Below are 11,830 nucleotides of genomic sequence, written 5' to 3'. Positions count from 1 at the left end.
GTCGCCGGCTTACTTCAGGAAGCCCTTGGACTTCAGATAGTCGGTGGCGACCTGCTTCTGGTCCCGGCCGTCCACCGAAATCTTGGCGTTCAGCCCGCGCAGGGTCTCGGCATCGAGGCTGGCGAAGACCGGGTTCAGCAGGTCGGCGATCTTCGGGTTGGCGGTCAGCACGGCGGCGCGGACGGTCGGTGCCGGCTCATACACCATCTGCGCGCCCTTGGTGTCGGCCAGCACGACGAGGTCGAGCGCCGCGATGGCGCCGTCGGTGCCGTAGACCATGGCGGTGTTGACGCCCGATGTCTGTTCGGCCGCCGCACGGATGGTGGCCGCGGTGTCGCCGCCGGCCAGGATCAGCATCTGGTCGGGCTTGAGCGCGAAGCCGTAGGTCTGCTGGAAGGACGGCAGGGCGGCCGGGCTCTCCACGAACTCCGCCGACGCGGCGACCTTGGCCTTGCCGCCGCCGCCGACCCATTTGGCGAAATCCTCCATGGTCTTCAGCTTGTTGGCGTCGGCCACATCGCGCCGCACGGCCAGCGCCCAGGTGTTGTTGGCCGGGGCCGGCTTCAGCCAGACGATGCTGTTTTTCTCCTGGTCGAGCTGCCGGACCTTGTCATAGCCGGCGCCGGCATTCTTCCAGACCGGATCGCTGTCGACATTGAAGAAGAAGGCGCCGTTGCCGGTGTATTCGGGATAGATGTCGATCTCGCCGGACAGCAGGGCGCCGCGCACGATCTTGGTCGGGCCCAGCTGGATCTTATTTTCCGTCGGGATGCCGCCCGCCTGCAAGACCTGCAGGATCATGGTGCCGAGCAGCCCGCTTTCGGCATCCAGCTTCGAGCCGACGCGGACCGCATCCGCCGCCTGTGCCGTGCCGGCGACGAGACCGACCGCCAGGATTGCCGCACCCATATAGGCGCGGCTCTTGTTGAAGATCGTGAACACCCCGGAACCTCCCCCTGAAAGCATTGGGAAAAGGATGGGTGACGGCTGCGCTTACGGCAAGCCGCGCTTTCCGTCTGTCCTGTCCCGGATATGAGTTTTCGCCTATTTCCCTGAGGAACTTCCCATCCGGCGACACTGTTGAGCGGGAAACATCCCACAGCCCAACAGGAGGATCCGATGTCCCAGGGCGACAAGGACAAATACACCGACAAGCAGAAGCGCAAGGCCGAGCATATCGAAGAAAGTTACGAGAAGCGCGGCGTGTCCAAAGATGAGGCGGAAAGCCGGGCCTGGGCGACCGTCAACAAGCAGGATGGCGGCGGCAAGAAGGGCGGATCGGGGCACGACAAGTGACGAGGGCGGTCAAGTAGGGGGAGGGTCGAGGCCGATACTCCCCCTGACGCCAAACTCTTCTACAGTCCGCGATAGGTCCACTCCGTCCCCAGTGCCGCGGCGTCGCGGTCGCGCAGAACGGCGACCTCCGCATGGGCCGGCGACAGTTCGCAGACCGGGTCGGTCGCATCGGCGCTGCCCGCCAGCGCCAGGGCCTGACAGCGGCAGCCGCCCCAATCCTCCTCCTTGTGGTCGCAGGACTGACAGGGCTCCGGCATCCAGTCGGTGCCGCGGTAGCGAGCGAAGGCCGGGCCATCGCGCCAGATGTCGGACAGGCTGCGGTCGTGCACCGTCTCGAACGTCATCCCCGGAATCGTCTCCGCGGCATGGCAGGGCAGAACCCGGCCGCGCGGGGTGACGTTCATGAAACGGCGCGCCCAGCCGCCCATGCAGCTCTTCGGCCGGCGGGCGTAATAATCCGGCACGACGTAATCGACGACGATCCGCCCGGCCAGTTCGGGCAGCCGGCCGCGCACTGCGGCATCCATCGCCAGCAACTGCTCACGCGACGGCATCAGGGCCGCGCGGTTGGCAAGCGCCCAGCCATAATACTGCACGTTGGCGATTTCGATCCGCCCGGCGCCAAGATCCATCGCCAGATCGATGACGTCGTTCACCCGGTCGATGTTGTGGCGGTGCAGAACCGCGTTGATGGTCAGCGCCATACCCTGCCGGACCACCGCCCGTGCCACCTCCAGCTTCTTCGCATGGCCGCCCTTGAAGCCGCCGACGCGGTCGGCGCCAACGGCTTCGGCATCCTGAAGGCTGATCTGCACATGCTGAAGCCCGGCGCGCTGCAACCGCTCCAACCGGGACTGATCGAGCAGCACGGCGGAGGTGATGAGGTTGCTGTAGAGCCCGATCTCCGTCGCGTGGGCGACCAGCTCCTCCAGATCCTTGCGGACGCAGGGCTCTCCGCCGGAGAAATGCACCTGGAGCGCACCGGCGTCCGCCGCCTCGTCAAGCACGCGCTTCCAGGTGGCGGTGTCCAGCTCCGCGCTGGCGGACTCGAGCGCCACCGGGTTGGAGCAATAGGGACAGCGCAGCGGGCAGCGGTGCGTCAGCTCCATCAGCACGGCGAAGGGCGGGGCCGGTTCGGCGGCCGGGGATGCCGCGAAGGCGGGCAGGGCGCAGCTCATTGAACACACCTCCTGGAGACACACCTCCCGGGGCATCTCATGTGACGACATAACCCTTGTTGCGCAGGTCGGTCAGCATCTCCAGCACGTCGGCGGCGACCTCCGCGCGTGGCGCGTCGTATTCCACGGTCAGCCGGTCGATGCCGGCGGCCACATCGGCGATCTCCGCACCGACACAGGCGCGCACCACCGCCAGCGCCATCTCGTCCAGCACCAGAAGCCGCTCCGGCCCCATCAGCATCCACTGGCCGCGGCGGCGGTCGTTGCGCAGCATGACGCCGGGGGCCAGCCTCAACCGGTCGGTCTCGGCAATGTGGGGAGCGACGGCGTTCACCGGCTGTACCGTGTCGGTTCCATGTCCACCGGCACGAAGGCGCCGGGCGGGATCAGGTTGGGGGTGACATAGGCATGGTGCAGGGCATCCAGCTGCGCCCACAGCAGCTCGGTCTTGAAGCGCAGCGCACGCAGGCATTGCTGCTGCTGTTCCGCTGTATGGGCATTGGTCAGCACATAATCCAGCCCGAACTCCACGTCGCGCGGCGCCTCGTCTAGCCGCTTGCGGAAGTAGGACAGCGTGCTGTCGTTGGCGAAGGCGTAGTTGCGCTCGAACCCGGCGATGCGTTCGCGGTGGATCGACGGTGCGAACAGCTCGGTCAGCGAGGATGCCACCGCCTCCAGCAGCGAATGGTCGCGCACGAAGTTGACATAGGCATCCACGGCGAAGCGGGTGGCGGGCAGGAGACCCTCCAGCGACTTCACATAGTCGCGATCCAGCCCCAGCCCGTCGGTCAGCCGCAACCAGCGCTCGATGCCGCCGACCTTGGTCTCGTCCAGTTCACCGGTCTGGGTCAGCCCGTCATGGTCCAGCACGCGCTGCAACCAGGCGCGGCGCAGCGCCGGATCGTCCATGCGCGACATGATGGTCAGATCCTTGCGCGGGATCGACACCTGATAATAGAAGCGGTTCAGCGCCCAGGCCTGGATCTGCCCCTTTTGCAGCTTGCCGCCATGCAGCAGCTGATGGAACGGGTGGAGGTCGTGATACTGCCGCTCGCCGATGGCATAGAGCGCGGCGCGGAACTCCTCGCGGGACATCAGCTCAGTCATAGGGTCAGCTCCAGCCCGTCATGGGCGATGCGCCAGCCGGCCGCCTCGGCCTCCGCCCGTTCGGGCGAATCCTCCAGCAGGGCGGGGTTCGTGTTGTTGATGTGGATGTAGAATTTGCGGGCGACGCTCAGCGGCGTGAAGGCGGCCATGCTGCCGGCCGGTCCCGACATCGGCATGTGGCCCATGCGTGCCGCCGTCTTCACCCCGGTGCCGCTGCGGATCATCTCGTCGTCGGTCCAGGTGGTGCCGTCGAACAGCACGAGCGGCGCCCCATGCAGCCGGTCGGCCAGCCAGCCCGGCATGCCGGCACAGCCGGGGATATAGAAGAAACCGTCGCTGGACCCGTCGCTGGGGCGGATGCGCAGCGCCACCGTGTCCTCGGCGACGGAGCCGAAGCCGGGTCCGGCCGACGCGTCCTCCAGATAGAGCGCCACCTTGCCCGGCACCGCGAATGCCTCGACCTCCAGCCCCAGCGGCCGACCGTCGGCCCCGGCTGGCTGGAAGGGCGCGCCCAGCGCCATCGGGCGGCGCGCGACCAGTTCGGGATTCAGCACGTTGAACACGCTGTTGCCGGCCAGCACGCCATGGACGCGCGGTGTGGCATAGACGGCGAAGGGATGGGATTCGCGAAGGGTCAGCAGGCCGGCGACATGGTCGATGTCGGCATTGGTCAGCAGCGCCGCGCCGATCGGATTTCCGCGCAGGCCATTCCGGGGATGAAGCTGCGGGTTGGCGAGCAGTTGCGCGCCGAGGTCGGGCGAGACGTTCAGCAGCAGCCAGCGTTCGCCGTCGGCGGTCACCGCCAGCGACGATTGGGTGCGGGGCTTGGCCGCCGGATCGCCGGAACGGGCACGGCGGCAACCCTCGCAGGCGCAGTTCCATTGCGGGAAGCCCCCGCCGGCTGCCGAACCGAGTACGAGAATCTTCATGGCCACCGTCTTGAGCGCGACTTAAGCGCGGTCTTTGAGAAAAAGGACCCATGGAAGGCAGGTCCGGGGAAGAGCTGTCACGCCGTGCTTCCCCGGCCCCGGTTCGTCCGGCTTACAGGCCGGCGCAGGCGTAGGCGTTGATCTCGGTGCCGACGGCGATTTCGGTGGTCTTCGGTTTGCGCCAGGTCTTCATCGCGTGATACTCCTGCTTGCTGACTGTTGCTTACCAGGATGGTTGGCAAGATGAAGAGTAGCGGTCCGGGGCGGAGGGCCGCCATGCTACCATGGTGTAATCCGCCACCTCCTTCGGTGCCGATCCGCCCCCGATATCAGGGAGTGGGAGCAGCAGGAGGGGGAAGCGGATGCGCCTCCTCCGTCGGCAGACCGGCTTCCATCCAGCCGTCGATGCCTGTCGGGTACCAATGGACACGGGCATAGCCAAGCAACACCGCCCGCTTGGCCGCGTTCCATGACAGCCAGCAATCGGACAGGCAGTAGAACAAAAGATCGCGGGTGCGGTCGCCGCCGGTCAGCCGGTCCAGCTGGGACTCGAACCATGCCAGCGTCGCCGGATCGGGGGCGCCCACCCCCACATTGGGCAGCCAGACGCTGCCGGGAATTTGCCGGTAGGGCTTCGATTGCAGCCAGGGGCCGCCGGGCAGCGTGCTGCGCTCCAGGCGCTGGACGAAGATTGGAATAAGACGGCCTGGCGACAGCAGCGCCTGCACCGCGGGGGTATCGACCGTCTCCGCCCCGACGACTCCGTCCGGCGTGGGGGAGCGGTAGTCGGACAGGCGGTAACCGTCCGGCTGCGGAATGCCGGCGGCAAGGGCGGGGGTGGTGAGAGCGAGGGTTAGAAGAACAGCGGCAACTGCTGGGAGTTTGGAACCCCACCCGACCTCCCTCGCCGGGAGGGGTGGGGGTAAGTGCGTACAGACCCTCACCGCCGGTCGGCCAGCACACGGTTGGCAATCACCACCGCCTGGGTGCGGCTGTAGACCTTCAGCTTTTGCAGGATCGCCGAGACATGGGCCTTCACCGTCGTCTCGGTGATGCTGAGGTCGAAGGCGATCTCCTTGTTCAGCTTGCCGGTGCCCAGAAGCTCCAGCACCCGCAGCTGCTGCGCGGTCAAGGTGGAGATGCGTCGCGCGATCTCCGCGGTCTCGGCATCCTCGGTCTCGTCGGCGGTCGCCTCTTCCGCGGCTTGGGGCGGAACGTAAAGCTCACCGTTCAGGATCTGGCGCAGGGCGGCGGCGATGGCGTCGCGCGGGGTCGATTTGGGAATGAAGCCGGCGGCCCCGCTCTCCATCGCCTCGCGCACCCAGCGGCGTTCCTCATGGGCGGAGACGACGACGACCGGGGTCGCCGGAAAGCGCTGGCGCAACGTGCGCAGCCCGCCCAGGCCGTTCATGCCCGGCATGTTGACGTCGAGCAGCACAAGATCGAGGTCGCCCCGTTCCTCCAGCGCCTGCATGACGCTGTCGAGCCGGTCCGCCTCCATCACGTCGGTGGCTTGGCAGGAATAGAGCACCGCGCTGCGCAAAGCGTCGCGCACCATCGGATGGTCATCGGCAATCAGGATCCGGGTCATGGCCTGCGGTTCCCTGCACAGCGGCAGAAAAGATGAAGATTGGGACAGCGTCCCGCCTCCATTGTGTCAGAGCGAAATGGACGGGTGCAACAACGCGAACGACCCAAATTGTTTTGTGCGCGAACATGTCGCACCGCCATCGGATGTACTCCCCTTCGGTTGGAGCGTGCCGTCACTCCTCGTGCACGGTTTCCAGCCAGGAGCGGATCGACCACAGCGCCTCCTGCCCCAGGGCGTCACCGAACTTCGGCATGTAGGTGACGCCGTTGCGGATTGAGCCGTTGGTGACGCGCTCCTTGAACCACTCGTCGCCGGCATCGCCCTTCTCCAGATAGCGCAGGTCGGGGGCGATGCCGCCGGACACCGCACCCAGCCCATGGCAGCGCGCGCAGTTCTGGTTGAAGGCCGAGGCGCCGATCTCGACGGCGCGCGGGTTGCCGCGGTAGGGATTGCTGTCCCGCCATGTCTCGCCAAGCTTCTCCAGCCCGGTGGTGTCCACCGGCTGCGGGACGACGTCGCCATGGGCGAGAGCCTGGCCGTACAGTGCCACCGTCAACAGGCCGGCCAGGGCAAGCGGGGCAAAGGGGGCGAGCCGGCGGGACCGGGTGGGCGGCGTGGCAGGGCTCTGCGTCATCTCTTGCGTCCTCTTCCTGCATCCGTCTTTGGGCTCCCGCTTTGTGCCGTGCCGCAGACTCCGCGTTTCGTGGAGGTGCTTGACGGTTGCAGGGCCGGATTGCGGCCGAGGATAGCAATCGTTCGTTCGCTTAATTATTCGACGATGGTACAACACCCGCCATCAAGGCCGGAATTGCGCCGCGGCGGCTTGGTCTATGGTCGGATGACGCAAAGGGCAGGCCTCTGGAAATCCGCCCCTCTGGAAATCCGCCGGGACCCTGCCGTTCAGCTCAGCGGCGGCAGCCGCCCGGCATTGATCGCCGCCTTCACCTTCGCCAGCAGCCGCACCGCCGGATCGCCCAGCCGCAGCGCCACCCCTGTCGACAGCACGTCGATCAGCGTCAGATGCACCAGCCGCGAGGCCATCGGCGTGTACATCTCGGTGTCCTCCACCGGTCGGCTGGCGATGACGACGCTCGCCATCGCGGCCAGAGGCGACCGCGGCGCGGTGATCGCCACCACCGCCGTGCCCTGCGACCGCGCCGCCGCCGCCAGTTCGTTGATCGTCCCGCTGCGCCCGGTGTTGGACAGCGCCAGCAGCACCCCGCCGGCCGTCATGTTGACCAGCAGCATGCGCGCCAGCACCGGGTCGGCGCAGGGCTGGGCGTCGGCGCCGAAGCGCAGCAGCTTGTGCGCCGCGTCCTGGGCCAGCGCGCTCGACCCGCCGGTGCCGACGCACAACACCCGCGACGCACCCGCCAGGAGAGCGATGGCGCGCTCCAGTGCTTCGTCGTCCAGCGTGGACGATGCCGCGGTCAGAGCCGCAGCGCTCGATGAAAAAATTTTTCGCGCCAGTGTTCCGACATCGTCGTCCGGCGCGACATCCTTGCTGACATAGGGGGTGCCGCCGCGCACCTCGTCGCGCAACGCGTCCCGTGCCTGGGATTCGGCAAGCCGCAGCTTGAAGTCCGGGAAGCCGGCGCAGCCGACGCTGCGGCAGAAACGCACCACCGTCGCCTCGCTGACCTCCGCCGCCTGTGCCAGCGACGTGACGTTCAGGTCGAGCACCCGCCGCGGATCGGCCAGCACCAGATCGGCGATCCGTCCTTCCGACCGTTTCAGCTCGCCTCGCAACCGGCGGATCTCATCCAGTATATCCAATGGTGTAGGGGAGGCGGCTGTGCTGTTGACCGGGGATGTCATGGCGTAAGGTTACTTCCCTGGAAAGGGCCGATTCCGCAGGGCGCCGGCCGCTGGAGCATCGCGAAAGCCTCAGTGTCCGGAGCGGCGCTGCCATCATTATGAAGAATTTTGCCGTGGATGGCGAGAAATCCAACCGAGCCATCCCATTTATGAAAAAATTTTTCTTCACAGCCCGTCCTCCCAGGCGTATGGTCCGTTCCGGAAATCATCGCCTCCCACAAACGGTCGAGACGCGATCATGAGCAAGCCCGCCCCCCTGAATTCTGTCGTCGCCCGCGTCACGGAGCGTATCGCCGAGCGCAGCCGCGACCGCCGTGCCGCCTATCTGGCGCGGCTGGAAAACGCCGGCGGAAAGCCGCATCGCCAACGCCTGGGCTGCGCCAACCTCGCCCACGCCTTTGCGGCCTGCGGTGCGAACGACAAGGCGGCGCTGCGCGGCGAGACACAGCCGTCGATCGGCATCGTCACCGCCTACAACGACATGCTCTCCGCTCATCAGCCCTACGAGCGCTATCCCGCGATGATCCGCGAGTCGGTGCGCGCGGCCGGCGGTGTGGCGCAGGTCGCCGGCGGCGTGCCCGCCATGTGCGACGGCGTCACCCAGGGTTACGAGGGCATGGAGCTGTCGCTGTTCAGCCGCGACGTGATCGCGCTGGCGACCGGCGTCGCACTCTCCCACGCGACCTTCGACGGTGTCCTGTGCCTGGGCATCTGCGACAAGATCGTTCCCGGCCTGGTGATCGGATCGCTCGCCTTCGGCCATCTGCCGACGATCTTCGTCCCCGCCGGTCCGATGCCGTCGGGCCTGTCGAATGCCGACAAGGCCAAGGCGCGCCAGCTCTATGCCCAGGGCAAGGTCGGTCGCGAGGAGTTGCTGGAGGCCGAGTCCAAGTCCTACCATGCCCCCGGCACTTGCACATTCTACGGCACCGCCAACACCAACCAGATGCTGATGGAGATCATGGGCCTGCATTTGCCGGGCGCCAGCTTCGTCAATCCCAACACGCCGCTGCGCGACGCGCTGACCGATGCCGCCGCCCGCCGGGTGGTGGCGATGACCGCCCCCGGCGCCGGCACTCCCATCGGCCGCATCGTCGATGAACGCGCGCTGGTCAACGGCATCGTCGGACTGCTGGCCACCGGCGGTTCGACAAACCACACCCTGCATATCCCGGCCATCGCCGCCGCCGCCGGCATCGAACTGAACTGGGAGGATTTCTCGGAGCTGTCGGCGGTCGTCCCGCTGCTGGCCCGCGTCTATCCCAACGGCAGCGCCGACGTGAACCGTTTCCATCAGGCCGGCGGCATGCCCTTCGTCATCGGTCAGCTGATCGACGCCGGTCTGCTCCACACCGACATTTCCACCATTCATGGCGACGGCGGCCTGGAGCCGTACCGCAGCATGCCGGAACTGGACGAGGGCGGCGCCCTGGCCTGGACCCGTGCCGCCACCGACCAGAGCGGCGACCCGTCGGTCGTCGCCACCACCGCGGCGCCCTTCGCCGCCGAAGGGGGGTTGCGCGTGCTGACCGGCAATCTCGGCCGCGGCGTCATCAAGATCTCGGCGGTCAAGCCGGAGCATCGCCTGGTCGAGGCCCCGGCCCGCGTCTTCGACAGCCAGGAGTCGGTCCAGACCGCCTTCCGCGCCGGCGAACTCGACCGCGATGTGATCGTCGTCGTCCGCTACCAGGGGCCCGGCGCCAACGGCATGCCGGAACTGCACAAGCTGACACCGCCGCTGGGCGTGTTGCAGGACAAGGGCTTCAAGGTCGCGCTGGTGACCGACGGCCGGATGTCCGGCGCGTCGGGCAAGGTGCCGGCCGCCATCCACGTCACGCCGGAGGTGAAGGGCGGCGGTCCGCTCGGCCGTGTGCGCGATGGCGACATCCTGCGGCTGGATGCGGAGGCCGGAACGCTGAACGCCCTGGTCGATGACGCTGAGTGGGAAAGCCGTGGCGCTCCCCCGCCGCCGAGCGAGGATGCCTCCCATGGCTGCGGGCGGGAGCTGTTTTCCCTGTTCCGCAACAATGCCGGCCCGGCGGAGAGCGGTGCTTCCGTCCTCAACCTGCTGGGGTGATCCCGCAGGACAGAATCCTGGAACCGTGGGCTGGCATCGGGCCGTGCCGGCCCCGCATTGTGACTGGCCCATCCCTGTGGCACCATGACGCACGGGCAGACCAAAGGCACCGTGCCATCGACGTCGAGAGGTCCGAAGATGCACTCCCGCTCCACCGGTGCAGCCCCCGCACTGCCTCCCTTCGACTATACGGTGTTCGGCGGCACCGGCGATCTGGCCCTGCGCAAGCTCTTGCCGGCGCTCTACCTGCGCGACAAGGCGGGGCAGGTGGCCGAGGGCAGCCGCATCATCGGCGTCTCGCGCAGCCCGCTGGCTCCGTCCGACTACCGCGCCAAGGCGGAGGAGGCGATCCGCGAGCATGTGCCGGCCGACGAGCGCGATACCGCCCTGGTCGCCCGCTTCCTGGAGCGGCTGGACTATGTCCCGGTCGATGCCACCTCGGACAATGGTTGGGACGAGTTGGCGGAGCGGCTGAACAACCCGCCGTCGCGCAGCAACGATGCCGTGCGCATCTTTTATCTCGCCACCTCTCCCAGCCTGTTCGGTCCGGTCAGCGATCAGCTGCGCGCCTTCGGCCTCGCCACTCCGGAGTCTCGCGTTGTTCTGGAAAAGCCCATCGGCCGCGACCTCGCCTCGGCGCAGGAGATCAACGACCGCGTCGGCGCCGTCTTCACCGAACAGCAGATTTACCGCATCGACCATTATCTCGGTAAGGAGACGGTGCAGAACCTGTTGGCTCTGCGCTTCGGCAACTCCCTGTTCGAGCCGCTGTGGAATGCCGACCACATCGATCATGTGCAGATCACCGTCGCCGAAACGGTCGGGGTGGAGGAGCGTGGCGGCTATTATGACCAGTCCGGCGCCTTGCGCGACATGGTCCAGAACCACCTGCTGCAACTCGTCTGTCTGGTCGGCATGGAATGCCCGATCTCGCTCGCCCAGGAATCGGTGCGCGACGAGAAGTTGAAGGTCCTGCGCTCGCTCAAGGCCATCGGGGCGGACGAGGTCGGTGGCTGCACCGTGCGCGGTCAGTATCGCGCCGGTGCGGTGGCAGGTGGTGCTGTGCCCGGCTATCTCGACGAACCCGGCATTCCGCCGGGCAGCGGCACCGAGACCTTCGTTGCGCTGAAGCTGGAGATCGATAATTGGCGCTGGGCCGGCGTGCCCTTCTATCTGCGCAGCGGCAAGCGCCTGCCGGCCAAAATGTCGGAGATCGTCATTCAGTTCCGGCCGATCCGTCATTCGATCTTCCCGCAAGGGGCAGGAGAGCTACAGGCCAACCGCCTGATCGTCCGGCTCCAGCCCGACGAGAGCATCCGCTTGCACCTGATGACCAAGGAGCCGGGGCCGGGCGGCATGCGTCTGCGGCCGGCGGCGCTGAATCTCAGCTTCGCCCAGACCTTCGGCGGCCGGTTCCCGGATGCCTACGAGCGTCTGCTGATGGATGTGGTGCGCGGCAACTCCACCCTGTTCATGCGCCGCGACGAGGTCGAGGCGGCTTGGCAGTGGGCGGAGCCGATCATCGACGGCTGGATGTCCCGGCACGAGATGCCGAAGCCCTATATCGCCGGCACCTGGGGGCCTTCGCAGTCCATCGCTTTGATCGAGCGCGACGGTCGCACTTGGCACGACGACGAAATCCCGTCGGCCGCCTTCTGACGGGCAGGGGCGCCGCGCGATGCGGCGCCCCTCTCGAGCCTCCGGTCAAAAAATCGTCATGGGAGTGCAGAAAGTTCTTGCGTGGTCCGGGTTGGGCCGCATATAAGACGCCTCCCGACGCGAACGACGCCGGCGCCGCCGACACGGCAGCGACCGACACGCAGAAGGGAAGCCC

The 11,830-nt window shown here is 67.2% G+C and carries 13 protein-coding genes; 3 read left to right on the top strand and 10 right to left on the bottom strand.

Going from position 1 to position 11,830, the window contains the following annotated elements; genetic code table 11:
- Positions 1 to 9: 9 nt before the first annotated feature.
- Positions 10 to 942: a glycine betaine ABC transporter substrate-binding protein OsmF gene (gene osmF, locus VH569_RS28890; RefSeq protein ID WP_423319966.1), complete on the bottom strand. Its 933-nt coding sequence runs from the start codon at positions 940 to 942 to the stop codon at positions 10 to 12.
- A 177-nt stretch (positions 943 to 1,119) separates the two neighbouring features.
- On the opposite strand from osmF, the gene VH569_RS28885 reads away from it, so the two are divergent.
- Positions 1,120 to 1,296, top strand: coding sequence for a hypothetical protein (locus VH569_RS28885; protein ID WP_174473776.1), 177 nt, complete (start codon positions 1,120 to 1,122; stop codon positions 1,294 to 1,296).
- A 59-nt stretch (positions 1,297 to 1,355) separates the two neighbouring features.
- Here VH569_RS28885 and pqqE read toward each other — a convergent pair whose 3' ends face one another.
- The 9 genes from pqqE to VH569_RS28840 form a co-directional block, all read right to left on the bottom strand.
- Entirely contained in the window at positions 1,356 to 2,474 is a 1,119-nt protein-coding gene (pqqE, locus tag VH569_RS28880; protein WP_423319964.1) for a pyrroloquinoline quinone biosynthesis protein PqqE, read from the bottom strand.
- Positions 2,475 to 2,511: 37 nt separating this feature from the next.
- Positions 2,512 to 2,808: a pyrroloquinoline quinone biosynthesis peptide chaperone PqqD gene (gene pqqD / locus VH569_RS28875; protein WP_423319962.1), complete on the bottom strand. Its 297-nt coding sequence runs from the start codon at positions 2,806 to 2,808 to the stop codon at positions 2,512 to 2,514.
- Positions 2,805 to 3,581: a pyrroloquinoline-quinone synthase PqqC gene (pqqC, locus tag VH569_RS28870; protein WP_209798530.1), complete on the bottom strand. Its 777-nt coding sequence runs from the start codon at positions 3,579 to 3,581 to the stop codon at positions 2,805 to 2,807. Before pqqC ends, pqqD begins: the two co-directional genes overlap by 4 nt.
- A complete protein-coding gene (gene pqqB, locus VH569_RS28865) occupies positions 3,578 to 4,510 on the bottom strand; it encodes a pyrroloquinoline quinone biosynthesis protein PqqB (RefSeq protein WP_423319960.1) in 933 nt (310 codons plus the stop codon). Before pqqB ends, pqqC begins: the two co-directional genes overlap by 4 nt.
- A gap of 112 nt (positions 4,511 to 4,622) precedes the next feature.
- Positions 4,623 to 4,703: a pyrroloquinoline quinone precursor peptide PqqA gene (pqqA, locus tag VH569_RS28860; protein WP_014249839.1), complete on the bottom strand. Its 81-nt coding sequence runs from the start codon at positions 4,701 to 4,703 to the stop codon at positions 4,623 to 4,625.
- A 136-nt stretch (positions 4,704 to 4,839) separates the two neighbouring features.
- On the bottom strand, positions 4,840 to 5,328 hold the full coding sequence (locus tag VH569_RS28855; RefSeq protein WP_423320090.1) for a rhodanese-like domain-containing protein: 489 nt from the start codon (positions 5,326 to 5,328) through the stop codon (positions 4,840 to 4,842).
- A 122-nt stretch (positions 5,329 to 5,450) separates the two neighbouring features.
- Positions 5,451 to 6,101 carry a response regulator gene (locus tag VH569_RS28850; protein WP_423319958.1) on the bottom strand — a complete coding sequence of 217 codons (651 nt, stop codon included), beginning with the start codon at positions 6,099 to 6,101 and terminating at the stop codon, positions 5,451 to 5,453.
- Between the two features lie 172 nt (positions 6,102 to 6,273).
- Entirely contained in the window at positions 6,274 to 6,735 is a 462-nt protein-coding gene (gene pedF, locus VH569_RS28845; RefSeq protein ID WP_423319956.1) for a cytochrome c-550 PedF, read from the bottom strand.
- Positions 6,736 to 7,001: 266 nt separating this feature from the next.
- Positions 7,002 to 7,919, bottom strand: a complete 918-nt coding sequence (locus VH569_RS28840; protein WP_423319954.1) for an SIS domain-containing protein — start codon at positions 7,917 to 7,919, stop codon at positions 7,002 to 7,004.
- A gap of 256 nt (positions 7,920 to 8,175) precedes the next feature.
- Between VH569_RS28840 and edd the strand changes: the two genes are divergently transcribed.
- Both edd and zwf read left to right on the top strand, forming a co-directional pair.
- Entirely contained in the window at positions 8,176 to 9,996 is a 1,821-nt protein-coding gene (gene edd / locus VH569_RS28835; protein ID WP_423320088.1) for a phosphogluconate dehydratase, read from the top strand.
- A gap of 138 nt (positions 9,997 to 10,134) precedes the next feature.
- A complete protein-coding gene (gene zwf, locus VH569_RS28830; RefSeq protein WP_423319952.1) occupies positions 10,135 to 11,655 on the top strand; it encodes a glucose-6-phosphate dehydrogenase in 1,521 nt (506 codons plus the stop codon).
- Positions 11,656 to 11,830 lie beyond the last annotated feature (175 nt).

Origin of the sequence: Azospirillum sp. 11R-A (genome assembly GCF_049472615.1) — a bacterium.
In the GTDB taxonomy this organism is placed as follows: domain Bacteria; phylum Pseudomonadota; class Alphaproteobacteria; order Azospirillales; family Azospirillaceae; genus Azospirillum; species Azospirillum palustre.
The sequence above is the reverse complement of the archived record's forward strand: the minus strand, read 5'-3'. Positions and strand labels throughout refer to the sequence as shown.

Bases quoted from the DNA above. Each gene is read 5' to 3' on its own strand.
- pqqA (WP_014249839.1), bottom strand. From the start codon at position 4,703: ATGAAGACCTGGCGCAAACCGAAGACCACCGAAATCGCCGTCGGCACC.
- VH569_RS28840 (WP_423319954.1), bottom strand. From the start codon at position 7,919: ATGACATCCCCGGTCAACAGCACAGCCGCCTCCCCTACACCATTGGAT.
- pqqB (WP_423319960.1), bottom strand. From the start codon at position 4,510: ATGAAGATTCTCGTACTCGGTTCGGCAGCCGGCGGGGGCTTCCCGCAA.
- VH569_RS28885 (WP_174473776.1), top strand. From the start codon at position 1,120: ATGTCCCAGGGCGACAAGGACAAATACACCGACAAGCAGAAGCGCAAG.
- pqqE (WP_423319964.1), bottom strand. From the start codon at position 2,474: ATGAGCTGCGCCCTGCCCGCCTTCGCGGCATCCCCGGCCGCCGAACCG.
- pedF (WP_423319956.1), bottom strand. From the start codon at position 6,735: ATGACGCAGAGCCCTGCCACGCCGCCCACCCGGTCCCGCCGGCTCGCC.
- zwf (WP_423319952.1), top strand. From the start codon at position 10,135: ATGCACTCCCGCTCCACCGGTGCAGCCCCCGCACTGCCTCCCTTCGAC.
- VH569_RS28850 (WP_423319958.1), bottom strand. From the start codon at position 6,101: ATGACCCGGATCCTGATTGCCGATGACCATCCGATGGTGCGCGACGCT.
- pqqC (WP_209798530.1), bottom strand. From the start codon at position 3,581: ATGACTGAGCTGATGTCCCGCGAGGAGTTCCGCGCCGCGCTCTATGCC.